Here is a 22,949-nt window from a genome sequence, read left to right as displayed (position 1 = left end):
CTCAGAACCCGAGCCTGTCCCGCAGAGAGAACCACGTCATGGCAAGTACCAGAAGCGGGAAGCGCAGCCGGTCACCGCCGGGGAATGCCGGTACGTTCAGTTTTTCAAAGACGTCGAAGCGACCCGCAGTTCCCGTCACGGCTTCCGCCAGAACCTGACCACCAAGGGTTGCCATGGCAACGCCGTGGCCGGAGTACCCACCTGCGGTCAGCATGTTGGGCGCAATCCTTGCGAAATAGGGCATGCGCTTGGGCGTAATCGCCAGCGTACCGCCCCAGCCGTAATCGATGGCCACGTCGCTGAGCTGGGGGAAGATTTCCAGCATCGGTTCGCGCACGAAGGCCTTGATGTCTTCCGGAAAGCGATAGCCGTAATTCTCACCGCCACCGAAAAGCAGCCGGCGGTCTGCCGACAGACGGAAGTAGTTGATGACGAACTTGCTGTCGGCCACGGCAACGTTGTTGCGGATGATCTTTTGCGCCTCGTCTTCCGAAAAGGGCTCCGTTGCGACAATGAAATTGTTGATCGGCATGACGTGCGCGGCGGTCTGCCGGTCGAGGCGGCCGAGATAACCGTTGCACGCCAGAATGACGTGCTCTGCACGAACGTCGCCCTGCCCCGTCCTCACGGTGATCCGTCCCGTGCCCTGGCCGTCAATGCCGGTGACCTTGGTTTCCTCGAAAATCCTGGCCCCTGCCGCTTCGGCTGCCTGCCCGAGACCCAGTGCGAAATTGAGTGGATGCAGATGGCCTGCGCCCGTGTCCAGAGAGCCGCCGTAGTACCGGGGACTGCCGACCTGTTCGCCGATTTCATCCGGACCGACAAAGCGAATGTCCTCATAGCCGTAGACGAGCCTGAGATGCTCGACATAGTCCCGGCTTTCCTCGACAAAACTCTTGCGGTGATCGGCATGCAGTATCCCCGGCGTGTAGTCGCAGGCGATCTGGTGCTTGATGATCAGGTCCTTGACCAGCGCCTTGGAATCCTCGGCAAGGTCCCACAGCAATCTGGCGTGAGACTTGCCATGGCGTTCTTCCAGAACCGTCTGGTCCATGCGCTGGCCGGAACCGACCTGGCCGCCATTGCGGCCCGAGGCGCCCCACCCGATCCGGTTGGCTTCCAGGAGGATGACGTCAACACCCCGTTCAGCCAGATGCAATGCAGCCGATAGCCCCGTATAACCGCCACCGATGACGCAGACCGTGCAGGTGTGTGAGCCATCGAGAACCGAGTGAGCCGTTTGCCTGTTGGCAGTTGCAGCGTAATAGGAAGGTGGGTGTTGACCTGGCGTGTCATTAGCTGTCAGGAGATCAAGCGCAGTCAGCATGTCGGAAGCCAGGCTCCTCTTATCAACATGAATTTCCGTGGCCGGGAGTGGTACGCCACATTCCCTTGTTCAGCAGCCAGTTTCAAGGTGTAATCAGGTGATGGCAGGCAAGTTTTGCCTGATTTTGCAAGCTCTTGAGGCTCCCGCTACGTCAGCAAGCCCGGGCAGCTCGGCTCAGATGACGCAAAAGGAAGGCAAAACTGTGTTTGGTCCCGTAGAACATCCCTGGTTCGATGCGCTTTGGCGCAGAATTGTTCTGGTCGCTTTTTGCGCCGGCTGGACCGGTGTGGAATATGCGTTCGGCAATATCACCTGGGTCTACATCATGGCGGCAATCACCGCCTATGCCGCCTGGGCGTACCTGTTCAACTACAAGGGGCCTGACGATCCGAGCCGGGTGACCCGTCCACGGATGGAAGACGATGAAGGTTGATGCCTCCGGCATGATTGCGGCCGGCCGCCTTCAGGCTCTCTGGTCCCGGATCCTGAAACAGGCGTTTCGCGCCATACTTCTGATTTGCTGTGCCGGTGCTGCATCGGCGCAGGAAGATACGTCAGCTCTCGATGTCCTCAACAAGCGCTGCGTCGTCTGCCACGGCTGCTATGACGCGCCTTGTCAGCTCAAGCTGTCATCCGCCGCGGGCTGGATGCGCGGAGCAAGCAAGCAGAAAGTCTACGATTCCTCGCGTCTGGAAGATGCTCCGATGACACGCCTCGGGATCGACGCAAAGTCTGTTCCGGGCTGGCGCGCCAAGGGTTTCTTCGACGTTGTCGGTGCACAGGACGGGCCATCCGTTCTGGAACAACTGCTGCTGGCCGGCCGCAAGAATTCGTTCAAGCTCGGAGCGCCGCTTCCTGACGACATCGATATTTCGACGCTGCGGGCCAATACCTGCGCCATGCCCGGCAAGGTGAAGGACTATCTCAAGGAACACCCGCAGGGCGGCATGCCCTTTGCCATGGCGCCGCTTGCAGATGGCGACTACGAGACCCTGCTGTCCTGGGCCAAGGATGGGGCACCTGCGCCGGACGCCGGCAAAGGATTGCCACCGAGTGTCGAACAGTCGGTGCACACCGTCGAAACGTTCTTCAACCGCGGCGACAAACGGTCGAAACTTGTCGCGCGCTATATCTATGAACATCTGTTCCTGGCCCATCTGCACCTGGAAGGCGATGACCAGAACCGTTTCTTCCGCGTAATCCGTTCCAGAACCGCGACCGGCTCGCCTCCAGATGAGATTGCCTCGCGCCGCCCCTTTGACGATCCAGGTGGCCCCTTTCATTACAGGCTCATCCCGATTGACGGCACCATCCTGCACAAGGAGCACATGGTCTATGAGATCGGCCCCAAACGCCTGAAGCGCTATGAAGACCTGTTCCTGAAAAGCGACTGGGAGATTGCGAGCCTGCCGCCCTATTCAACGGCTGCAGGCGGCAACCCGCTGTCGACCTTCCGCGCCATTCCTGCCCGCAGCCGCTACCAGTTCCTGCTGGACGAAGCGCTTTATTTTGTCCGCTCTTTCATTCGTGGTCCGGTCTGCTACGGCCAGGTCGCGGTGAACGTGATCGAGGACCGTTTCTGGGTCTCCTTCCTGACACCCGACGCCGATCTCTCCGTCACCGACCCGAGCTTCCTGGAAGCCGCGACCCCGATCCTCGAACTGCCGGTCGCCCAGTCAAAGGGAAAACTGTCCAAGCGTCTGGAAGGCTTCCTGTCGCTCGGACCGGTCAAGTATCAGGAGTTTCGCAAGGGGCGGTATGAACGCAAGTTCCTGGCGGAAGGCGGCCCCGACTACGGTGACATCTGGCAAGGTGACGGTTCCGAAGTCGATGCCCGTCTGACCGTCTACCGTAATTTCTCTTCCGCCTCGGTGGTGACAGGCTTCGTCGGCTCGGTGCCCGAAACCGCCTGGGTAATCGATTTCCCGCTGTTCGAGCGGATCTACTACAATCTCGTTGCCGGGTTCGATGTCTTCGGCAACGTGGAACACCAGCTCACGACACGCCTTTATATGGACAGCCTGCGCCGTGAAGGAGAGCGAACCTTCCTGTCGTTCCTGCCGCCACAAGTGCGCAAACCCATGCACGAAAGCTGGTATCAGGGTCCGCTTGTCAGCATGGTCGATCTCTGGAAGGAAAGCGCGCTCGACACCAGGTCTCCAACAGGTATCGACTTTTCCACCAGCGATCCCAAGGAGGAGTTCCTCACCGAGCTGCTGCGCGAACCTGCTGGCCTGTGGGCTGAACAAGACCCTATCAACCGCTGCACCGGCAATGCCTGTGCGTCCAGTGACACGCCTGCCGGGCAACTACGCCCGCTTGCCCAGAAACCTGCGCCATATGCAAAGTTCCTGCCTGATATCTCGGTTCTGCTCGTGGAAACGGAACGGGACACGCAGGTCTTTACCCTGGTGCATGACATGGCCCACAGCAACGTTGCCTTCATCTTCAACGAGGATCTGCGCCGCGAACCCCAGAACGACAGCGTGACGGTCGTGCCCGGCCAGTTCAGCAGCTATCCGAATTTCATGTTCAAGGTGAAACAGGATCACCTGCCGGCCTTCGTGGAGACGGTTCGGGAGATCAGGTCACAAGATGATTTCCTCAAGCTCGTTGACCGTTTTGGCGTCCGCAGAACCGACCCGGAATTCTGGACCGACTTCGACCGGATCCAGACCGCCCTGAAAGACCAGGACACCCTTCAGGCGGGCCTGCTGGACCTCAATCGATACCGCGATCCCAAACCGCTTGACCCGATTGACCGGTTGTTCGAGTTCACCTTCTCGCTGGATTAATCTTGCAGCTCGAGCGGGTGAGCTTTTGCTCAGCCAAACTCTCGTCCTCATCCTGAGTGTCTGATCCGAAAGTGATGCCCGGGGCGACTATGACAACTGAGCAAGGCGCAAGTTCGTTACACGACCCACGTCAACTGCGTCCTCTGATACTTTCAAACCAAACTATGAGGAGCGGCGTCTCGAAGAATGAACCGGAATTTGTTGCGATCGACCAGGCAAGCAGCTCGTGTCCCTGGACAAATTCCTCATCCCGCTTCGCCGCCAAGTTCCCGGAACATCCAGTCGCAAAAGATCTGGGCGTCGGGGCCGAGTGCCTGACGCGAGCCGTCGGTGACGAGATAGTAGCTGTGCCGGCTCTTAATCTTCTTGTCTGATGAACGGATCAGCCGGCCGCTGTCGAGATACGGTTGGGCCAGCGTTTCCAGAACCAGAGCGTGTCCGTGGCCAAGAGCAGCCAGTTCCAGGGCCGAGAGGGTCTGGTCGACCTGCAGGCCGTTGCGTTTTGGAACCGCATGCCCGTGGCTGCGGAAGAAACTTTCCCAGGTGTCGATCACGCCCATGATGTCGAGCCGGGTTGCTTCCGCCAGCGCCTCGATTTCACGCTTGCCTGGGTCAAGCGCCAGATCCGGATGACAGACCGGGATGATCGGGTCGTTCAAAAGAAACGCCACCACTCCGTCAGTCCAGCTGCCGTCGCCGAAGCGGATATCGATGTCGAACAATTCCGGGCTGAGAGTTTCCGCCCAGGAGGCCGAGATCATCTGCAGGTCGATGCCCGGATGGGCCTCCTGAAAAGAGCGCAGGCGCGGGATCATCCAGAGCTGGCCGAAGCTGTTGAGGCATCGAAAACGAACCGGCTGCCTGTCCCGCTCGCCAAACACCGAGACGGTGGCGATGGAAAGATCCGAAAACGCCTTCTCGACCGTCGGCAGGTAAGTCTGCCCTAGTCTGGTCAGGGCCAGTTCCCTGTGAACACGGTCGAACAGCGGGTAGCCGAGGAGCTGTTCCAGCTGGCGAACCTGGTAGCTGACAGCAGCCGGAGTGATCAGCAGCTCCTCCGCCGCCCGGGTGAAGTTCCCCAGGCGCGCAGCCGCCTCGAAGGCGCGCAGCCATGTGAGCGGTGGCAGGCTGTAGGCCATTTCGTCTTCCTTCCATCATCAGGTGCGGAAGCTGTTTTCATTTTCTGAAACGAATTCGCACCTGTGCAACAAGCATCTCCTTCAAATTTTTTCAAAGCTATACCAAATATTTTTTCGTTTCAGGAATTTTCCATCCTCGCAGACACTTCTCCGAAACAGCGGTCAACCGGCAGCGCATCATGGACAAGGTCGATTACATCATTGTGGGAGCCGGCTCGGCCGGATGTATCCTGGCGGAACGCCTGAGCGCAGATCCGCAGACGCGTGTTCTGCTGCTGGAGGCCGGTGGGTCCGATGCCTCACCCTGGGTGTCGCTGCCACTCGGCTATGGCAAGCTGAATTCCGACCCAAAACGCACGTGGCGCTTCATGACCGAACCAGACGAAGGCCTCGGCGGGCGCAGTGTCTACTGGCCCCGCGGTCGATTGCTGGGTGGCTCCGGCTCGATCAACGCCATGGTCTATTGCCGAGGTCTGCCTGGAGATTTCGAAGACTGGGAGGCCTCCGGCGCGGCAGGTTGGGGCTGGGCGAATGTAAAGGCAACTTACGAGCGCCTTGAAACCCGGGTGACCTGCGAGGGTGTGAAGCAAGGCGAGGGACCGATCCATATCCAGAATGTGTCCGACCAGATCCACAGGGTGAACCGGCACTTCTTTGCCGCGATCCGTGAAGTGGGCCTGCCCTGGAGTGACGACTTCAACGGTGATGCTCCCGAAGGTGGCGGCATTTACCAGATCAACACGCAAGATGGCCGCCGGTGTTCGTCCGCACGCGCCTATCTCCATCCTGCCCTTGCCCGCAAGAACCTAAGCGTCCGGACACAGGCCCAGGTTGCCCGCATCCTGTTTGAAGGAAGAACGGCTGTCGGCGTCGAACTCCTGAGCGGGGAAACCCTGCTTGCCGGCCGAGAGGTCATCCTGGCGGCAGGTGCAATCGGTTCGCCGCAACTGCTTCAGGTTTCCGGCATCGGCCCGGGAAGGTTGCTGAGCGAGCTCGGCATTCCGGTGATCCAGGCCAATGACAATGTCGGCGGCAATCTGCAGGATCATCTGGCTGCGAACTTCACCTTCCGCGCCAAGGAACCGACACTCAATGCGATCCTGCGTCCCTTGCTGGGTCAGGCCCTGTCCGCCATGCAATACGCAGCAACCCGCAAGGGTCCTCTGGCTCTATCCGTCAACCAGTGCGGCGGATTCCTGCGCTCGCGCCCCGAGCTGAGCCGGCCGGACCAGCAGCTCTATTTCAATCCTATCAGCTATCGCCTGAGGCCTTACAAGGACAAGACGCGGCTGAGCATCGATCCGTTCAACGGCTTCATCATTTGCGCACAGCCGGCCCGCCCGACGAGCCGCGGCCGCATCGACATCAAAAGTGCCAATGCCAATGCGGCGCCTTCGATCCAGCCCAATTCGCTGGCGACCGAGGAAGACCGCCAGACCGTGATCGACGGCGGCAAGCTCTGCCAGAAGCTGATGGCAAGCCAGGCCTTGAGCGCACTTGTCGAAAACCCCATCGCTCCGAACCTCGGAGACCTTGACGGCGACGGCATCCTGGCGGACTTCCGCGCCCGGGCCAGCACCGTCTTCCATCCGGTATCGACTTGCCGCATGGGCGAGAACCGCGAGACAACCGTCGTCAACAGCCGGCTGCAGGTGCACGGAATTGAAGGGCTTCGCGTTGCCGACGCCTCCGCCTTTCCGAACATCACCTCCGGCAACACCAACGCCCCGACCATGATGCTGGCTCTCAAGGGAGCCGATCTCATTCTAGAAGACCAGAAGCGAGCCCTCTCATGACCGTTCAGGACATCGCCCAAGACTATCTGACCACCGGCAAGCTGGATGCCTTGCCCGACGGGCATTTCATTGCCGGCAAACGCACTCCGGCCTCGAACAAGAAGATGGAAAGCTTCGATCCGGGCCGGGCGGAAGCCTTTGCCGAATTTTCTCTCGGGTCCGACACCGATATGAATAACGCCATCGACGCTGCCGAGAAAGCAGCCCTGCATTGGCGGCAAGTCTCACCGGCAGAGCGCTGCCGTATCCTCAACAATGTTGCCCGGGTCTTCCGCGACAACGCAGACCGGCTGGCCGTGATAGAGGTGGTCGACAGCGGCAAGACGCTGGCGGAGGCCCAGGGTGACGTTCAGTCCTCCGCGCGCCTTTTCGAATATTACGCCGGCGCTGCCGACAAGCTCGATGGCCGATCGGTCAATCTTGGTCCGGCCTATACCGCCTTCACCGTGCGCGAACCGGTCGGCGTTACAGGGCACATCATTCCCTGGAACTATCCCACCTCGACCTTCGCGCGTGGTGTCGCCCCTGCCCTTGCCGCGGGCTGTTCCGTTGTTGCCAAGCCGGCCGAGACCACGCCCTTTACCGCACTTGTCATGGCGGAACTGCTTTGCGAGGCCGGGGTGCCGGAAGGGCTGGTGAATGTGGTCACCGGCCTGGGCAGTAATGTCGGCGCGCAGATGGCGCGCGATCCGCGCATCAAGCAGCTGACCTTCACTGGCTCCGTCACCACCGGTATCAATGTTGCCCAGATGGCCGCTCCGAACGTGACCCGCCTGACGCTGGAACTTGGCGGCAAGTCACCGCTGATCGCCTTCGCCGACGCCGATCCGGAAAAGGTCGCCGACGGAGCCTACTGGGCAATCTTCTCGAACTCCGGTCAGATCTGTTCGGCCGGATCCCGGCTGATCCTGCATAAATCGATCCGCGACGAAGTGCTTTCCATCCTTGCCGAACGAGCCGCCAAGATCAGGACCGGTCACGGACTGATGGCTCCGGACATGGGGGCCATCAATTCCGAGCTTCACCTGTCCCGTATCAAGGCCCATGTGGATGCCGCAAAGGCGCGCGGTGCCAACATCCTGACCGGCGGCGACGCGACCGGCGACGCAGAGACGGGCAAAGGCTGGTTCTTCCAGCCAACGGTAATTGCGGACCTTGCACCGAACGATCCGGCAATCCAGGAAGAGATCTTCGGCCCGGTCCTGTCGGTGCAACTGTTCGAAAGCGAGGAAGAAGCCGTCGCCCTTGCCAACGGTACGGAGTTCGGCCTGATTGCCAGCGTCTATACCAATGATGTCGGGCGGGCGATGCGGGTTGCCGGCGCAATGGATTGCGGCCAGGTGTCGGTCAACGATTACTGGGCCGGAGGGCTTGAGCTGCCTTTCGGCGGCAACAAGAAATCAGGTTACGGCCGCGAAAAAGGCTGGGAAGGCCTCGACGCCTATACCAAGGTAAAGTCCATCACGATCAGCAACGCGAGCTAAGCGGACCAACATGAAACTCGACCAAATCGAGACCTTCGTCGTCGAAAACGCCCCGCCGCGCCACGGCGGGCGCTACTTCATCTTCGTCAAGCTGGTGACCGCTTGCGGCATCATAGGCTATGGCGAGATCTACAACGCCACCTTCGGCCCGCACCTGGTGGCCGAGATGGCGAAGGACGTGTTCCAGCGCCAGTTCGAGGGCGAAGATCCGCATCATCTCGAGAAGCTGTGGCACAAGACCTATGGTGCCGGATATACGCAACGTCCTGATGTGACCGTGATGGGCGTTTTGTCAGGTTTGGAAATGGCTTGCTGGGACATCATCGGCAAAGCCGCCGGCAAGCCGGCCTATCAGCTTCTGGGCGGTAAGGTGCATGAGCGCCTGCGCTCCTACACCTACCTTTATCCCTCCGATGGAGATGTCTATCCGGACCCGTCGAAACCCAATGTCTACAACGATCCGGACATGGCGGCCGAAGCGGCGGTCAAGGCCGTCGGCCAGGGTTTCACGGCGGTGAAGTTCGATCCGGCTGGAGCCTATACGATCTACGATGGCCACCAGCCGAGCCTTGACGATCTGGAACGCTCGGAAGCCTTCTGCCGGCAGATCCGCAATGCCGTCGGCACGAGGGCCGACCTTCTTTTCGGTACCCACGGACAGTTCACCGTTTCCGGAGCCAAGCGGCTTGCACGTCGGATAGAGGGCTATGATCCGCTCTGGTTTGAAGAACCGATCCCGCCCGAAAAGCCGGAAGACATGGCCGAGGTTGCGCGGTTTACATCCATGCCAATTGCGACGGGTGAGCGTCTGTGTACCAAGTATGAATTCGCCCGCGTGCTTGAAACCGGTGCGGCCAGTATCCTGCAGATGAACCTCGGCCGCGTCGGCGGCCTTCTGGAAGCCAAGAAGATTGCCGCCATGGCGGAATGCCGGTCAGCGCAGATCGCCCCTCACCTTTATTGCGGACCGCTGGTGGCGCTCGCAAACATCCAGCTGGCAACCTGCAGCCCGAATTTCCTGTTGCTGGAATCCATCCGGACCTTCGACGGGTTCTATGCCGACCTCTTGAAGACGCCTATTCGATGGGAAGACGGCTATGTCATTCCGTCAAGCGAACCGGGTCTCGGTCATGATCTGAACGAAGACGTCGCGCGGGCCCATCCCTATACCGGCAACGAACTGCATCTCGGGTTTCAGGAAAGCCCGGCTTTGCCGCTCTAATGGGATCAGGGCCGGCAAGGCGGTATTCCTTTGCCCGGCCCTTGCCTTTGTCATCTCATGGTCAAGCCATGGGGTGACGGGAAAAAAGGTTGCCTCAGGCCACCTTGCTGATCAGGGTCATGTCCTGCGCGGGCTCAGCGGGCGGAACCGGTTCTTCGACCCGGATGGCGGTTGATGCCATCAAGGCACGGCGGACGTCGGCCACCGGCATGGGCCTGCCGAACAGGAAGCCCTGAACCTCGTTGCACCCTTGCGAAGCAAGAAAGCCGAGATGGTCTTCCGTTTCCACACCTTCGGCCAGCACCGGAATATTGAGACTTTCACCCAGAATGATCGTTGCCTTGATGATCGCTTCTGACTGTTTGTTGCCCCCGAGATCCTTGACGAACTCCCGGTCGATCTTGATCTTGTCGAACGGAAAGGCCTGCAGTGTGGCAAGCGACGAATAGCCGGTGCCGAAGTCGTCCATGGCGATGCGAATGCCGAGACGTTTCAGCTGGTGGATGATCTGAAGCGCATGCGATGTGTCGGCGATGATGCCGGTCTCGGTGATCTCCAGTTCGAGACGCTCCGGTGACAGGCCGCTTTCCTTCAAGGCGTGGGCAACGATATCCGGAAAGCTGCTGTCGGCAAGCTGCACTGGCGCCACATTGACCGCGATCTTGACCCGGTTGTCCCAGGAAGCCGCCTCACGGCAGGCGGTACGGATGATCCAGGCGCCGATTTCTCGGATCTGGCCGGTCTCCTCCGCAATCGGGATAAACTCGAACGGCGGGATCATGCCGCGCTGAGGGTGGTTCCAGCGCAGCAGAACTTCCGTGCCGGTGACTTCCCGGGTCATGACATCGTTCTGAAGCTGATAATAAAGCTCGAACTCGCCGTTCTTCAGGGCATTGCGCAGGTCCATGGCAAGGGCGCTGCGCTCGCGGGTCTGTTGATCTAGCTCGACGTCATAACAAAGCGCGGCATTGCCGCCGGCAGCCTTGGCACGGTGCATGGCCCGCTCCGCGGCTTCGATCAGCTGCGCACCCGACGATGCGTGATCGGGATAGTTCGCGTAGCCGACACTGCAACTGACGCGGATTTCTTCGCCCTGCCATAGCAGTGGCCGAGCGACCAGCTTCTGGATGCGCTTGCAAAGGTCAAGGATATAGCCCCGGTAGTAGACCGGCTTGCCGACGATCACGAATTCGACGCCGCCGTTCCTGGCGATGTATTCATCGGCCTCCAGGTTCTCCGACAGATGCTTGGCAACGTGCCGCAGCAGAGCATCTCCGCACGCATGGCCATGAACTTCGTTGACTTCCTTGAACCGGCTCAGACTGCAGTTGAGCACGACGACCCGGGCATTGTCGGCAGCATACCTTGTCAGGAAACTATCGAGATGGCGGTCGAGTGCCCGACGATTCGGCAGACCGGTCAGCGGGTCGTGATGGGTAATGTGGTTGACCCTGCTTTCGGCAACCTGGGAGTTTGCACTGTCGATCGAATAGGTGATCATCGCCGACAGCAACAGGACGCTCATGGTGAAGACCACCGAGATGCCGATCAACTGGTTGGAGACAAGGTCCTTGACGCTGCCATCCAGCCGCAGGGGCAGAATTTCGACACCAGCCATCGCAACAAAGTGCAGGCTGGCTACTGCCAGGATCAGGCTGAGTACAGCCCCGTATTTGCAGTAGCGTGTCACCGGGCGGGCGACACGGCTGGTGGCAATGAGGCAGAAGACGCAGGCCAAAACGACGGAAACCACCACGAAAGGCGTCGACAACATCATGATACCGGATATCTGAAGCGCCTTGATTCCGATGAAATGCATCGCCGCAATAGAGGCGCCAAAGATGACACCCCCAACCTCGATAAGTGCCGAACGCTGGGAGATGCTACTGACGAGAAGTCCTGCTGTCGTCCCGGCAATGGCGATAACCAGCGAGAAGGCCGTCAGTTTGAGATCGTAACCCAGAATGAACGGGCTCTTGTAGGCGATCATGGCAACGAAGTGCGTGCTCCAGATCGTACCGCCGGCAATCAGGCCGGACAACAGCAGCCAGAGATACTTGAGATCGCCCTGCGTCCGCCGGACACGGGCGAACAGCCGCATAGTCAAAACGGCACCGACCGTCAGGATTATTACCGCCAGGGCAACAAACAACGGGTCATGCTCGAAAGCTATGCAAGACAGGACGGTTAGCATCATCAACTCCAGATGATGCAAGATAGCGTTTTTCTGCTCTAAAGTAGTAAAAACACCTATATCCCATGCAATATGGATAACAGTTGGTAAATTGTTTTAACTGATTGTAAATGCGAGTGTATTTTCCGGAAACTGTACGCTTTCGATCCAAGACAGTTTGCTTCGATTTTTACCCGTTTACCATTCCCGTATTGCGCAGCACAAAGCGAAGCAACACGCCATGCGGGAACAGGGGATCATAACGATTTCGGCCGCCGGGATCGCTCCCGGCGGCCGAAACTTCAAGACCTGGTGACAAATGTCAGGCTGCGGTTTTCGCCTTGAACTCGATCCTGCGGCGATGCAGCACCGGCTCGGTGTAACCATTTGGCTGGCTGGTGCCTTCGAACACCAGTTCGCAAGCTGCCTGGAAGGCGACCGAGCCGTCGAAATCCGCCGCCATCGGCCGGTAGAGCGGGTCACCTTCATTCTGGCCGTCAACGACAGCGGCCATGCGTTTCATGGTTTCCAGAACCTGCTCTCGGCCGACAACGCCATGGTGCAACCAGTTGGCGATGTGCTGCGAAGAAATGCGCAGCGTTGCGCGGTCTTCCATCAGGCCAACATCGTTGATGTCCGGCACCTTCGAACAGCCAACGCCCTGTTCAACCCAGCGGACGACGTAGCCCAGAATGCCCTGGGCGTTGTTGTCGAGTTCTGCCTGAATGTCTTCCGGTGCCCAGTTGGGACGTTCGGCAACAGGAATGGAGAGAATGTCTTCCAGCTTCGCGGAAGCCCGGCTCTTCAGCTCGTTCTGACGTTCCTTCACGGCGACCTTGTGATAATGCAGCGCGTGGAGCGTTGCAGCGGTCGGTGACGGAACCCAGGCCGTGTTCGCTCCGGACATCGGATGGCCGATCTTCTGCTCCAGCATGGCATGCATCAGGTCAGGCATCGCCCACATGCCCTTGCCGATCTGCGCGTGGCCCGGCAGGCCGCAGGCAAGTCCGACATCGACGTTGTTGTTCTCGTAGGCGCTAATCCAGGTCGCGGCCTTCATGTCGCCCTTGCGGATCATCGGGCCGGCTTCCATGGACGTGTGCATTTCATCGCCGGTCCGGTCGAGGAAGCCGGTGTTGATGAAGAACACCCTGTCCTTGGCCTGGCGGATACACTCCTTCAGGTTCACCGTGGTGCGGCGTTCCTCGTCCATGATGCCCATCTTGAGCGTGTTGCGCTCGAGGCCCAGCGCATCTTCAACGCGGTTGAAGATCTCGCAGGCGAATGCCACTTCTTCCGGTCCGTGCATCTTCGGCTTGACGATATAGACCGAACCCGCGCGGCTGTTGAGCTCCCGGCCGTTCGGACCAATGTCGTGCAGCGCAATCAGCGAAGTGATCATGCCGTCGAGGAGACCTTCCGGCACCTCGTTGCCGTCCTTGTCGAGCACGGCATCATTGGTCATCAGGTGGCCGACGTTGCGGATGAGCAGCAGCGAGCGACCGTGCAGCGACAGCGCGGAGCCGTCGGGAGCGGTGTAATTGCGATCGCCATTCATGCGGCGGGTAACGGTTTCGCCGCCTTTGACGAAGGTTTCTTCCAGGTCGCCCTTCATCAGGCCAAGCCAGTTGGTGTAGACGACGACCTTGTCTTCCGCGTCGACAGCGGCAACGGAATCCTCGCAGTCCATGATCGTCGACATGGCCGATTCCAGGATCACGTCGGCGATGTGGGCGGCATCGGTCTTGCCGATCGGATGCTGCGCATCAATGTCGATTTCAAGGTGCAGACCGTTTCTGACCAGCAGGACCTTGTAGGGGGCAGCGTTGTCCCCGGAATAGCCGGCAAACTGCGAACCGTCGGCAAGGCGCGTGGAGCCCGTCTTGGTGGAAAGAACCAGAGCTTCGCCTTCAACGGCAAATCCGGTCACGTCGGACCAGCTCCCATCAGCCAGCGGTGCAGCCTCATCCAGGACCTTGCGTGCATAGGCGATCACCTCGGCACCGCGTGCCGGATCAAATCCCTTGCCTGCCGGCAAAGAGCCCATCGCATCGGTGCCGTAAAGCGCGTCGTAAAGAGAGCCCCAGCGGGCGTTGGCGGCATTCAGCGCATAGCGCGCGTTCATCACCGGAACGACAAGCTGCGGGCCCGCGACAGAGCCGATTTCCGGATCGATGTTGGCGGTACCAACGGCAAAGTCCGCACCTTCCGGCACCAGGTAACCGATTTCCGTCAGGAAGGTCTTGTAGCCGTCCATGTCCGGAGTCCCGGGGTTGGCCTTGTGCCAGATATCGATCTTTTCCTGCAGGCTGTCGCGCTTTGCCAACAGTGCCCGGTTCTTCGGTGCCAGATCGTGGATCAGGCTGGACAGGCTTTTCCAGAAATGGTCCTGATCGACGCCGGTATCCGGAAGGGCCTTTTCATTGACGAAGTCATAAAGAACCCTGGCAACTTGCAATCCATGGGCATCGACGCGGCCTGTCATCTGTCAGCTCCCCTAAACGAACTTGAATGTCTGATATTAGCCCGTGTTTTGGGGTCTTAACACGCAATCGTCAATTGCCGGGTCGATTGGATGACTTTTTCCATTTTGGAAAAGATCCAGATCATTATCTCCAACAGTATAAGTCGGTATACAAAAAGATAGCCCTTTGCCTGCGCCCGCCAATCCGTTACCGATGGGTTTCCACTCCATCTTCCACGCAACGGTTTTCATGTTTTCGCTGGTTAAACGTGTAGGCGACCTGACCTACGGCAACGCCCTGTTGATGCTGGCCCTGACCACGCTGTTCTGGGGCGGCAACACCGTCGCTGGCCGCCTTGCGGTGGGGGAAGTGTCTCCGATGGTGGTGGTGTTCCTGCGTTGGGTGATCGTTGCCGGCATCCTGGTCCCGCTGCAATGGCGGCACATACGTGCGGAGTGGCCCCTGATGCGGCCCTATTCCTTCCGCATGGTGCTGATGGCCGTCTTCGGGTTCATCGGGTTCAACACCCTTTTCTACATCGCTGCGACGGAAACCACGGCCGTCAACCTTGGCATTATCCAGGGATCCGTCCCGATTCTCGTTCTGATCGGTTCCATGATTGCCTTCGGCAGCAGAATCCGAGCGTTGCAGGTGATCGGCATTCTGCTGACGCTTGCCGGGGTGACGCTGATTGCAGCCCAGGGCAGCCTGGAGGTGCTGCTGGCGCTTGCCGTCAATCCGGGCGATGGCGTCATGCTGATCGCCTGTGTGCTCTATTCCGGCTATACGCTTGCCCTGCGTGACCGGCCCCAGGTCTCACCACTGGCCTTCTTTGCGGTTCTGTCCGGCATTGCGGCCATCACATCTCTGCCCGGACTTGCATACGACATCGCTGCCGGCACCGTTCAGTGGCCGTCACTCCAGGGCTGGCTCGTGGTCCTTTATATCGCGCTGTTTCCCTCCTGCCTCGCGCAGATTTTCTTCATGCGAGGTGTCGAACTGATCGGGCCGGCGCGCGCGGGGGTCTTTATCAACCTCGTGCCGATCTTTGCGGCCATACTGGCGGTCTCCATCCTCGGAGAACCATTCAAATGGTACCACGGCACCGCTCTGGCGCTGGTAATCGGCGGCATCTGGCTGTCGGAGCGCAAGGCAGGTTAAGCGGATCGGCACAGTGCCGACGCAGTTGCAACCGGGTCGAGGCCCATTATCCTTGCTGCCGTTTTGAGTTTTTTGGATACACCTTTTCTATCTGACCGGGATTTCAGGCGTGTTGCGCAGTTTCAAAGGTTCTCTCCGCGTGTTTGCCCTCGTGGCAGCCACCTTGTGTGTTGTCTCGACCGCCGACGCCGGGCTGTTGTCGCGGCTTGCGCGGGAAGCAGGCGATGCGGCGGGGTCCGCAGGCAAGCATATCGACACGCCCAAGCATCTTCTCGATGAAGGCGCTTCCCTTGCAAAGCGGTTGCCCAAGGTCACTGGTGCTGCATCCCTTGCCCTGATGCCGGCACCAGGCAACGCCTGGCAGCTTGTCACGCCTGACGGGAAAAGCCTTCAGCTCGCCTCCCTGCACGACTTGCCGAATGCCCTGGATGATGCCGCCAGACAGACCCACCGGCCACTGGCGGGTGATCTCCCGGGCAAGGCTCCTGTGCCCGACGCCCTGCAACTTGCGCTTCGGGAAACCGATTTTTTCAAACTTCGGAACCAACTGGATAGCCTCCCCCCCAAAGCCCGGGCGGTGATGGTGAGGCCAAATGGCAAGACCTACGACCTGAAACCGATCAGCACTTCAAATGGCACGCGGCTTGCCGTTGCGCTTTCTCCAGACGTCCTGATCAACCCGGCAACCGCAAGGGCGCTCGACGGAAACATCAGGTTCCTGTCCCGGCCGGTTAAACGCGCGGATCTCAAGATGGCGCGGTTCAACAGTTCCGAAGCAGTCAATGCTTCAGGTCTTGGAGACATGATTGCCGATCTGAATGCCGACATTCTGGCCTCCAGCCTGGCGAAGTACAAAAACAGGACGCTGGTTGTCACCGGCCGCATCACCCCGCACCCGCAAACCGGTCGCCCTCAGCTCAGCGTGCGTGACGGCAAGTCCGTGCGGGAAATCGACCTCGACGCATTTCAGAAGGCGGCTGAAAGCCAGCGGGTCAACCTGATGCTTGTGGAAAGCAAGTCACTGGTGCAGCCCGGCAAAAGCTGGTTTTCAAGAACAGCACTCGAAAAGCGCTTCGAGGCCGCGCAGTCGTCAATGACCCAGGCGGAGCTGCTCAAGGCACTTTCGCCTCCGAACAGCACGACACTGATCCACGCTGCCGATGAACGAAACTTCCGCCTTGTTACGGCAAACCGTTTCAGCCCGGAGGCGACCCCCGTAACGACCTCGCCTCAGGTGTCTGCCACTGCCGGAGACGACTATACGCTCGCAGGCTGGTTGCTGGACGCAAGCTTGCGCACAAGTGTCAGGACCGTTCACCGCAATGGCGAGGACCCCGAGCACACGGAAGAAGTCGAAAGCCGCTGGATACCCTGGATATCAAATTTCGACCTGATCCTGCTCTCGGTCCTTTCCGTCGTAACGCTGTTCATGAGCTGGTATCTCTGGCGCTGGTGGAACAGGTTCTGGCGCTTCGTGCTGGGGAACCGGGCTGCCGCCGATGCTCCCTCTTTGCCGCTCAAGCTCGTGAAGATCGTCTTCTTCCTGCCGTTTGCACTGATCATGCTGGTTCCGGCGATGATCTGGCTCTTTATCGGCGACTGGGTGAGATTTCTTACATGGCCGTTCCGAAAAGCATTCGGACGTTAACGCATTTGCGCGTAATCCTGTGCCCTATTGCCCGTGGCGGCAATAATTTTGGAAGGCCAATTTGAAATTGCCGCAATCGCGGTGCACCATAACGACATGGAAACTCCATTAATTACAGGCGCTTTCGCGCTGCTCCTGATTACGATTTCCCTGCTGCAGCCCCTTGCCAGACGGCTTGGGCTGGCGCCCAGCGTTTTGCTGGCCACGGTCGGCACCATGATCGGCATTCTGGCGATCTATCTGCGCTACACTGCCGAAACGAATGCCTTCAACGCTATTGCGGACGTCTTCATCAATCCCCCGCTGGATTCGGAGATGATCCTCTACATTTTTCTGCCCATCCTTCTGTTTCAAACCGCCCTCACCCTGGAAGTTCGACGGATCGTCGAGGACATTGCCCCGATCCTGCTGATGGCGGTTGTCGCCGTCTTCGTCGCAACAGCCTTTATCGGCTTTGCCCTCTATCCGCTGGCAACGCTGTTTTCGCTCACCGACATCACGCTGATCGCCTGCCTGCTGCTGGGCTCGATTGTCGCCACGACGGACCCGGTTGCCGTTGTCGCCATCTTCCGGGACATTGGCGCGCCCGCGCGGCTCGGCCGTATCGTGGAAGGCGAGAGCCTGCTGAACGATGCTGCCGCCATCGTGATCTTCGTCATCCTGCTGCACATGCTGGCCGGTCACGAGACCATGACCGTCGGCGAAGCCGCCATTGCCTTCTGCCGCTCTTTCGCCGGCGGCATCATCGTGGGTGCGCTGCTTGGCCGGATCGCGGTTTCCCTTCTGCCGATCATGCGCGACATACCGCTGGCACAGGTGACCCTGAGCCTGGCACTGCCCTACGGCACCTATGTGCTCAGCGATCAGTTCGTTGATGTTTCCGCCGTTGTTGCCGTCGTCTGTGCGGGCACTGTGTTCAACCTTTACGGCCCGGCCCGCATTCAGCCGGCCAGCTGGCAATTTCTCCATGCGGTCTGGGAGCAGATCTCCTTCTGGGCTGCTTCGCTCATCTTCCTCCTGTCCGCCATCCTGATCCCGCGTTTCGTGGAAGGCTTCACGCCTGTCGACATCCTGTTGCTGTTCGTCGTCATCGTCGCCGCATTGGCCGCCCGCGCGGTCGTCATCTTCGGACTGCTGCCGGTGCTCAGCGTGTTCCGGATGGGACAGGCGGTCAACGACCGCTACAAGACGGTGATCCTGTGGGGCGGCATGCGCGGCGCCGTCACGCTGACGCTGGCGCTCAGCGTGTCCGAGCATGCGATGCTCTCGGACGAAGTGTCGGTCTTCGTCACCAAACTGGCGACGGGCTTCGTCCTGTTCACGCTGCTGGTTTACGGCACCAGTCTGAAGCCGCTGATCCGGCTGCTCGGCCTCGACAAGCTGAATGCCCGCGACGAGGCCTTGCGAACACAGTTCCTGGCCCTGGCTTTGTCAGACGTCCGGCACGAACTGGAAACCGCCGCCCGCAACTATCACATTGCACCGCGCGTCACGGACGATGTGCTGAAAGACTACGAGAGCCGTGCGGAAGCCGCAGCTGCGGAAACCAACAAGCTGGAAGAACTGAAGGACTGGGACCGCGTGCGCATTGGCCTGATTGCCCTGGCCGACCGGGAACAGCAGCTCGTGCTGGAGCATTTCCATGAAAAGACCATCTCCGGACGGTCTGTTTCGCGGTTCCTGGCCCTGACCGGACGTACCGGCGACCTGACACGAAGCGACGGCCGGTCCGGCTACAATCAGGCTGCACGTCAGCCGTTGAAATTCGGCCTCGGCTTCCGCCTCGCCCAGACACTGCAGCGGCGGCTCAGGATTGCCCGGCCGCTGGCCATCCGGCTTGCCGACCGGTTCGAATTCCTGCTGGTTTACCGGATCCTTGCCGACGAGCTGGTTGACTTCAACAACAAGCGGATACGCCCCCTGCTCGGTGACCGTGTTGCAGACATTCTGCAGGACACCCTGGCGATCCGGCAGGACGAGACCCTTGCAGCCATCGATGCCCTGCGTCTGCAGTATCCGGATTACGCCGACGCCCTGGAAGGACAGTTCCTGCGCAAGGCCGGCGTCCGGCTGGAAGAAACCGCCTATGACGAAGCCAAGGAGCAGATGCTGATCGGCACCGAACTGCATCGCGACCTTCTACGGGATGTCGAGCGGACCCGAAAAGCCTGTCACACGCGGCCTAAACTCGATCTTGGCCTGAAGACCCGCGAACTCGTCAGCGCGCATCCGCTATTTGCGGACCTCACCCGCAAGCAGCAGAAGGCCATTCGCCGGATGATGCGGCCGCAATTCGCAACCCCGGGCGAGAAACTGATCCGCAAGGGCGACCGCGGTGATGCTGCCTATTTCATTGCGTCCGGCGCGGTGGAAGTGCGTGCACCCAGCCACAACATCCGTCTTGGCCGCGGTGACGTGTTTGGTGAAATCGCGCTGATGACCGGCGGCCGCCGCAGCGCGGATGTCGTCGCACTCGGGTATTGCCAGTTGCTCAGCCTCAGGGCGCAAGACTTCAAGGCGCTGCTGGCCGAAAACGAGGACTTGCGCAACCACGTTGCCATGCTGACCAAACGGCGTCAGCTGATGAACCTGGACGACGGTGAAACGGAAATGGAAGACCCTGTCTTTCCCATTTTCACCGAGATCAGAACCAGCAACCAGACCGGCGAGGAGCTGTCCCCGGACACCGTTCTTGCGGAGCCTGATGCAGGAGAAACAGAAACCGAAATTCTCACCTTCGATGAGGCGGACGCACAGAATGACCCGTCGCTGATGGAGAAGTTGAGCGCGGCGGATACCGTCACTGCAACGCCTGAAGGGCCGTCTCAGTTGGAGAAGGACAAAGACAGCCACGACGAAGAAGTACAGGAAGTCGCCAAGAGCGACGCCGGCTCTGCCGATGCGGAACCGGAAAAGGGTGGCGCTGAAGGCACGCAGCCACACTCGAAAGGCTTCGAAGCTTCTGCAGCGGACACATCAACGCCGGACCAGGGCAAGTCGGAACCGACTGAAGAGGCCACCGCCACGAGCGAGCCTGAGGAAACTCGAAAGCCGAAAACCAAGACCCGCGAGACGGCATAGGCCTCTGATCGGAATACAATCGCCGCAGCGGACGTTCCCCTGCGGCGATGGTACGCCGTATTATCCAGCTTTCTGAATTTCGACCGAATGCGGATAGGGAATGGAGATGCCACCGGCATCAAACGCTTCCTTGACCGACTTCAGCATGTGGAACTTCAGTTCCCAGTAGTTTGCGGCATCACACCACAGCCTGACGCCAAGATCGACCGAACTGTCTCCCAGATTGGTCAACCGGACCCAGGGCTCCGGATCCTTGTGAACGCGTTCGTCCGTGTTGGCGACATCGAGAATGATCTGCACCGCCTTGTCGATATCGTCGCCATAGTCGATGCCGAAGGTCAGATCGAGACGACGGGTAGAATGCGCCGAGAAATTGGTGATGACCGTGCCCCAGGCCTTGCCGTTCGGCATGATGATCTGAACGTTGTCCGGCGTCACAAGCTCGGTGACGAAGATGTTGAGATCCTTCACCGTTCCGGAGGTTCCGCCGATATCAACATATTGGCCCATCTTGTAGGGCCGGAAGATGATCAGCATCACCCCTGCGGCGATGTCGCTCAATGTTCCCTGCAACGCCAGGCCGATGGCCAGTGTACCGGCGCCCAGCACGGCAACGAGACTGGTGGCCTGAATGCCGAAGAGCTGCAGAACCGCGATAACCGTGATGAGCAGGATGAGCCAGCGAACGATGGATGCGGCAAAGCTGCCGATCGTGTCGTCGATGCGCGGGTGAGCCACGATCCTGCTCTTGACGATGCTCGACAGGAAACCGGCCAGAAACCAGCCAATCACCAGAACGATGATGGCTTTCACTGCGTTGATGATCAGTGGCGTATAGACACTCACCTGGTCGATTGCGCTTTCCATGAAGTCCCTCCGTTCCCGTACAATCACTTGAATACGTGGAAGTACTAACAGCAGATTTGGGCACTGGCCAGCAATGCACCCTGAGATTGCTGTAACTTACCGGAATATTGCCGGGGAGCCGGCTTCATCGGCTGAACCGGCAAGCCAATCCTCGAGAAACTGTGCCATTTTCTCGTTGCCGCATCCGCTGATGTAGCGCGGATCAAGCAAGCTGCCGGCTTCAAGCAGCAGACGTGCACAGGCAATATGATCGGCTTCACGGCGTTTCGGGGCAAATTCCGAACCGTGGACGACAGTGTCGAGAGCATCGCCGCCAAAGCGGTTCTTGTGGGTAAGATCCGGTCCAAGCGAGAGGAAATAGGCCATTTCATCCGCAAGGCCGTTCCAGCCTGCCACCTGCAATGGCGGCAGCCCCATGTCGTCGGGCTCATTCGGGTCCAGTCCGGCCGCAATCAGCGCCTTCATGTGTTCCAGCTTGCCTGGAATGAAGGCGAGCCGCGTCAGCAGGCTTTTGTCTTCCTTGCTCAGACGCGCGGCATCGAGACTACCCGGATTTGTCTTTCCCTCGGCGCAGGTGGCCAGAACCTGTTCGTTCCGGTCCAGCTTGTGCCCATGACCTTTCTCCGCCAGGTATTTGGCGACCGGCAGATTGCCGTAAATCAACGCCATGGCGTATCCGGTATGGCCGTCCCAAACCGCGTCCGGATCGGCGCCATGGGCAAGCAACAGCTCGACAATCTTCACCGAGCCACCGCGCCGGGCTGCCTGATGCAGGGAAGGAATCGTGTTCATGGGCTGGCCGCTTGGATGGTCCGGTACGGTGATGTTCGGATCGGCTCCGGCTTCCAGAAGCAGACGGACCTTGATTTCATCATCAAAGTCGAGTGCGCGCGGCAAGGCATTGGTCCCATCCGGCTGCGCGCCATGCTTCAGGAGGAGTTCGAGTGCACGCGGATGCTCAAGCTCGGTGGCGTGGTAGAGGCTTTCGTTGTCGTTGGGACTGGCTCCCTGTTCCAGCAACCAACGGCCAAGTTCGAAATTATCCGCGTGACACAACGCGCCGTAGAGTGCGGACAGCATGTGTTTGTAGCCCGGCCTTTCCGGGTAACCGTCATTCACGTCCGCTCCGTTAGCGACCAGCAGTTCGGCAATGGCGATCATGTCTGCCGCCCGTTCCGGACGCCGATGTATTTCCTTTGAAAATGCCAGATGCAGGATCGGCGAGCGCACACCGACCAGCCCCGTGGCGGCTGCAGCGTCCGCTGCCACCACCCCGCGAACGGCGTCAAGGTCGTACAGGGCAACCTGAAGGCCGAAATTGTCGTCCTTCAGCGTCGGGTCATCGGCAAGCAGTTTTTCCGTAACCCAATGCTGGCCGAAATAGAGCGCCTGTTTCAAACGCTCTGCCCGCTCTTCCCTGCTCAGAGATGCTGCTTCGAGGGTGAATTTCAGCTTCGGCCAACTGTCATGACCGGCTTCACGGGCAATGACATGAAGAAAATCCGCGTGGCGAAAGGGCTTTGCCGGGTCTACGTGGGCGGATACACGTTCAGTGGCTCTCGCCTCGCCTTTCAGAAAGGCTTTTCTGAGACGGCGTGCGGATTTCTTGAAGTCGTCGAGGGAAGTTGCAGGTCCTGCGGACATGGCTTTTCTCCTGTGTCGAAAGCCCGGGCGATCCGCTGGTGTCGGGCGCAGGTGAAAAACCGGCATATGTCGTCAGAAGTCAGGGTGCTTTCGCTTTCCGCGGATCCGGCAGCCGCCCTCGTCGGCGACGCCAAATTGCATGAGGAC

14 protein-coding genes are annotated in these 22,949 nt (G+C 59.7%); 8 read left to right on the top strand and 6 right to left on the bottom strand.

Annotated elements, in window-relative coordinates; translation table 11 throughout:
- Window position 1: 1 nt before the first annotated feature.
- Window positions 2-1,327 carry an FAD-binding oxidoreductase gene (locus J7447_RS01040; protein WP_209168494.1) on the bottom strand — a complete coding sequence of 442 codons (1,326 nt, stop codon included), beginning with the start codon at window positions 1,325-1,327 and terminating at the stop codon, window positions 2-4.
- A gap of 202 nt (window positions 1,328-1,529) precedes the next feature.
- Between J7447_RS01040 and J7447_RS01035 the strand changes: the two genes are divergently transcribed.
- Window positions 1,530-1,760: a hypothetical protein gene (locus tag J7447_RS01035; RefSeq protein ID WP_208984440.1), complete on the top strand. Its 231-nt coding sequence runs from the start codon at window positions 1,530-1,532 to the stop codon at window positions 1,758-1,760.
- Window positions 1,750-4,122, top strand: a complete 2,373-nt coding sequence (locus J7447_RS01030) for a fatty acid cis/trans isomerase (protein WP_209168493.1) — start codon at window positions 1,750-1,752, stop codon at window positions 4,120-4,122. Before J7447_RS01035 ends, J7447_RS01030 begins: the two co-directional genes overlap by 11 nt.
- A 245-nt stretch (window positions 4,123-4,367) precedes the next feature.
- Here J7447_RS01030 and J7447_RS01025 read toward each other — a convergent pair whose 3' ends face one another.
- On the bottom strand, window positions 4,368-5,261 hold the full coding sequence (locus J7447_RS01025; protein ID WP_023001841.1) for a LysR substrate-binding domain-containing protein: 894 nt from the start codon (window positions 5,259-5,261) through the stop codon (window positions 4,368-4,370).
- A gap of 179 nt (window positions 5,262-5,440) precedes the next feature.
- Between J7447_RS01025 and J7447_RS01020 the strand changes: the two genes are divergently transcribed.
- Genes J7447_RS01020 through J7447_RS01010 form a run of 3 tightly spaced genes read left to right on the top strand, consistent with a single transcriptional unit; the run spans window position 5,441 to window position 9,763 of the window.
- Window positions 5,441-7,057, top strand: a complete 1,617-nt coding sequence (locus J7447_RS01020; protein WP_209168492.1) for a GMC family oxidoreductase N-terminal domain-containing protein — start codon at window positions 5,441-5,443, stop codon at window positions 7,055-7,057.
- Complete coding sequence (locus J7447_RS01015) at window positions 7,054-8,541, top strand: aldehyde dehydrogenase family protein (protein ID WP_209168491.1); 1,488 nt, start codon at window positions 7,054-7,056, stop codon at window positions 8,539-8,541. The genes J7447_RS01020 and J7447_RS01015 overlap by 4 nt, the downstream gene beginning before the upstream one ends.
- 10 nt (window positions 8,542-8,551) lie before the next feature.
- Window positions 8,552-9,763 (top strand): mandelate racemase/muconate lactonizing enzyme family protein, encoded by a 1,212-nt coding sequence (locus tag J7447_RS01010; RefSeq protein WP_209168490.1) that lies wholly within the window; start codon window positions 8,552-8,554, stop codon window positions 9,761-9,763.
- 94 nt (window positions 9,764-9,857) lie between these two features.
- Here J7447_RS01010 and J7447_RS01005 read toward each other — a convergent pair whose 3' ends face one another.
- Complete coding sequence (locus J7447_RS01005; RefSeq protein WP_082809826.1) at window positions 9,858-11,960, bottom strand: EAL domain-containing protein; 2,103 nt, start codon at window positions 11,958-11,960, stop codon at window positions 9,858-9,860.
- Between the two features lie 298 nt (window positions 11,961-12,258).
- On the bottom strand, window positions 12,259-14,421 hold the full coding sequence (locus J7447_RS01000; RefSeq protein ID WP_209168489.1) for a malate synthase G: 2,163 nt from the start codon (window positions 14,419-14,421) through the stop codon (window positions 12,259-12,261).
- Window positions 14,422-14,650: 229 nt separating this feature from the next.
- On the opposite strand from J7447_RS01000, the gene J7447_RS00995 reads away from it, so the two are divergent.
- From J7447_RS00995 to J7447_RS00985, 3 genes are all read left to right on the top strand, one after another.
- On the top strand, window positions 14,651-15,562 hold the full coding sequence (locus J7447_RS00995) for a DMT family transporter (RefSeq protein ID WP_209168488.1): 912 nt from the start codon (window positions 14,651-14,653) through the stop codon (window positions 15,560-15,562).
- Between the two features lie 139 nt (window positions 15,563-15,701).
- Window positions 15,702-17,210, top strand: a complete 1,509-nt coding sequence (locus J7447_RS00990; protein ID WP_209168487.1) for a hypothetical protein — start codon at window positions 15,702-15,704, stop codon at window positions 17,208-17,210.
- Between the two features lie 96 nt (window positions 17,211-17,306).
- Complete coding sequence (locus tag J7447_RS00985; RefSeq protein ID WP_209168486.1) at window positions 17,307-20,291, top strand: cation:proton antiporter; 2,985 nt, start codon at window positions 17,307-17,309, stop codon at window positions 20,289-20,291.
- Between the two features lie 60 nt (window positions 20,292-20,351).
- Here the strand turns inward: J7447_RS00985 and J7447_RS00980 are convergent, their stop codons facing one another.
- Together J7447_RS00980 and J7447_RS00975 are read right to left on the bottom strand one after the other, a co-directional pair.
- The gene (locus tag J7447_RS00980; RefSeq protein WP_023001850.1) at window positions 20,352-21,158 is read right to left on the bottom strand and encodes a mechanosensitive ion channel domain-containing protein; all 807 of its coding nucleotides are present in this window, start codon (window positions 21,156-21,158) and stop codon (window positions 20,352-20,354) included.
- Window positions 21,159-21,254: 96 nt separating this feature from the next.
- Window positions 21,255-22,802, bottom strand: a complete 1,548-nt coding sequence (locus tag J7447_RS00975; RefSeq protein WP_209168485.1) for an ankyrin repeat domain-containing protein — start codon at window positions 22,800-22,802, stop codon at window positions 21,255-21,257.
- Window positions 22,803-22,949: the final 147 nt, after the last annotated feature.

The sequence above is a fragment of the Labrenzia sp. R5_0 genome (assembly GCF_017743835.1).
In the GTDB taxonomy this organism is placed as follows: Bacteria; Pseudomonadota; Alphaproteobacteria; order Rhizobiales; family Stappiaceae; genus Roseibium; species Roseibium algicola.
The sequence above is the reverse complement of the archived record's forward strand: the minus strand, read 5'-3'. Positions and strand labels throughout refer to the sequence as shown.

What these genes read in the sequence shown, in the direction of transcription:
- J7447_RS01030 (WP_209168493.1), top strand. Translation starts at nt 1,750, where the DNA reads ATGAAGGTTGATGCCTCCGGCATGATTGCGGCCGGCCGCCTTCAGGCT.
- J7447_RS01025 (WP_023001841.1), bottom strand. Translation starts at nt 5,261, where the DNA reads ATGGCCTACAGCCTGCCACCGCTCACATGGCTGCGCGCCTTCGAGGCG.
- J7447_RS01020 (WP_209168492.1), top strand. Translation starts at nt 5,441, where the DNA reads ATGGACAAGGTCGATTACATCATTGTGGGAGCCGGCTCGGCCGGATGT.
- J7447_RS00980 (WP_023001850.1), bottom strand. Translation starts at nt 21,158, where the DNA reads ATGGAAAGCGCAATCGACCAGGTGAGTGTCTATACGCCACTGATCATC.
- J7447_RS01015 (WP_209168491.1), top strand. Translation starts at nt 7,054, where the DNA reads ATGACCGTTCAGGACATCGCCCAAGACTATCTGACCACCGGCAAGCTG.
- J7447_RS00995 (WP_209168488.1), top strand. Translation starts at nt 14,651, where the DNA reads ATGTTTTCGCTGGTTAAACGTGTAGGCGACCTGACCTACGGCAACGCC.
- J7447_RS00975 (WP_209168485.1), bottom strand. Translation starts at nt 22,802, where the DNA reads ATGTCCGCAGGACCTGCAACTTCCCTCGACGACTTCAAGAAATCCGCA.
- J7447_RS00985 (WP_209168486.1), top strand. Translation starts at nt 17,307, where the DNA reads ATGGAAACTCCATTAATTACAGGCGCTTTCGCGCTGCTCCTGATTACG.
- J7447_RS01005 (WP_082809826.1), bottom strand. Translation starts at nt 11,960, where the DNA reads ATGATGCTAACCGTCCTGTCTTGCATAGCTTTCGAGCATGACCCGTTG.
- J7447_RS01000 (WP_209168489.1), bottom strand. Translation starts at nt 14,421, where the DNA reads ATGACAGGCCGCGTCGATGCCCATGGATTGCAAGTTGCCAGGGTTCTT.
- J7447_RS01040 (WP_209168494.1), bottom strand. Translation starts at nt 1,327, where the DNA reads ATGCTGACTGCGCTTGATCTCCTGACAGCTAATGACACGCCAGGTCAA.
- J7447_RS01010 (WP_209168490.1), top strand. Translation starts at nt 8,552, where the DNA reads ATGAAACTCGACCAAATCGAGACCTTCGTCGTCGAAAACGCCCCGCCG.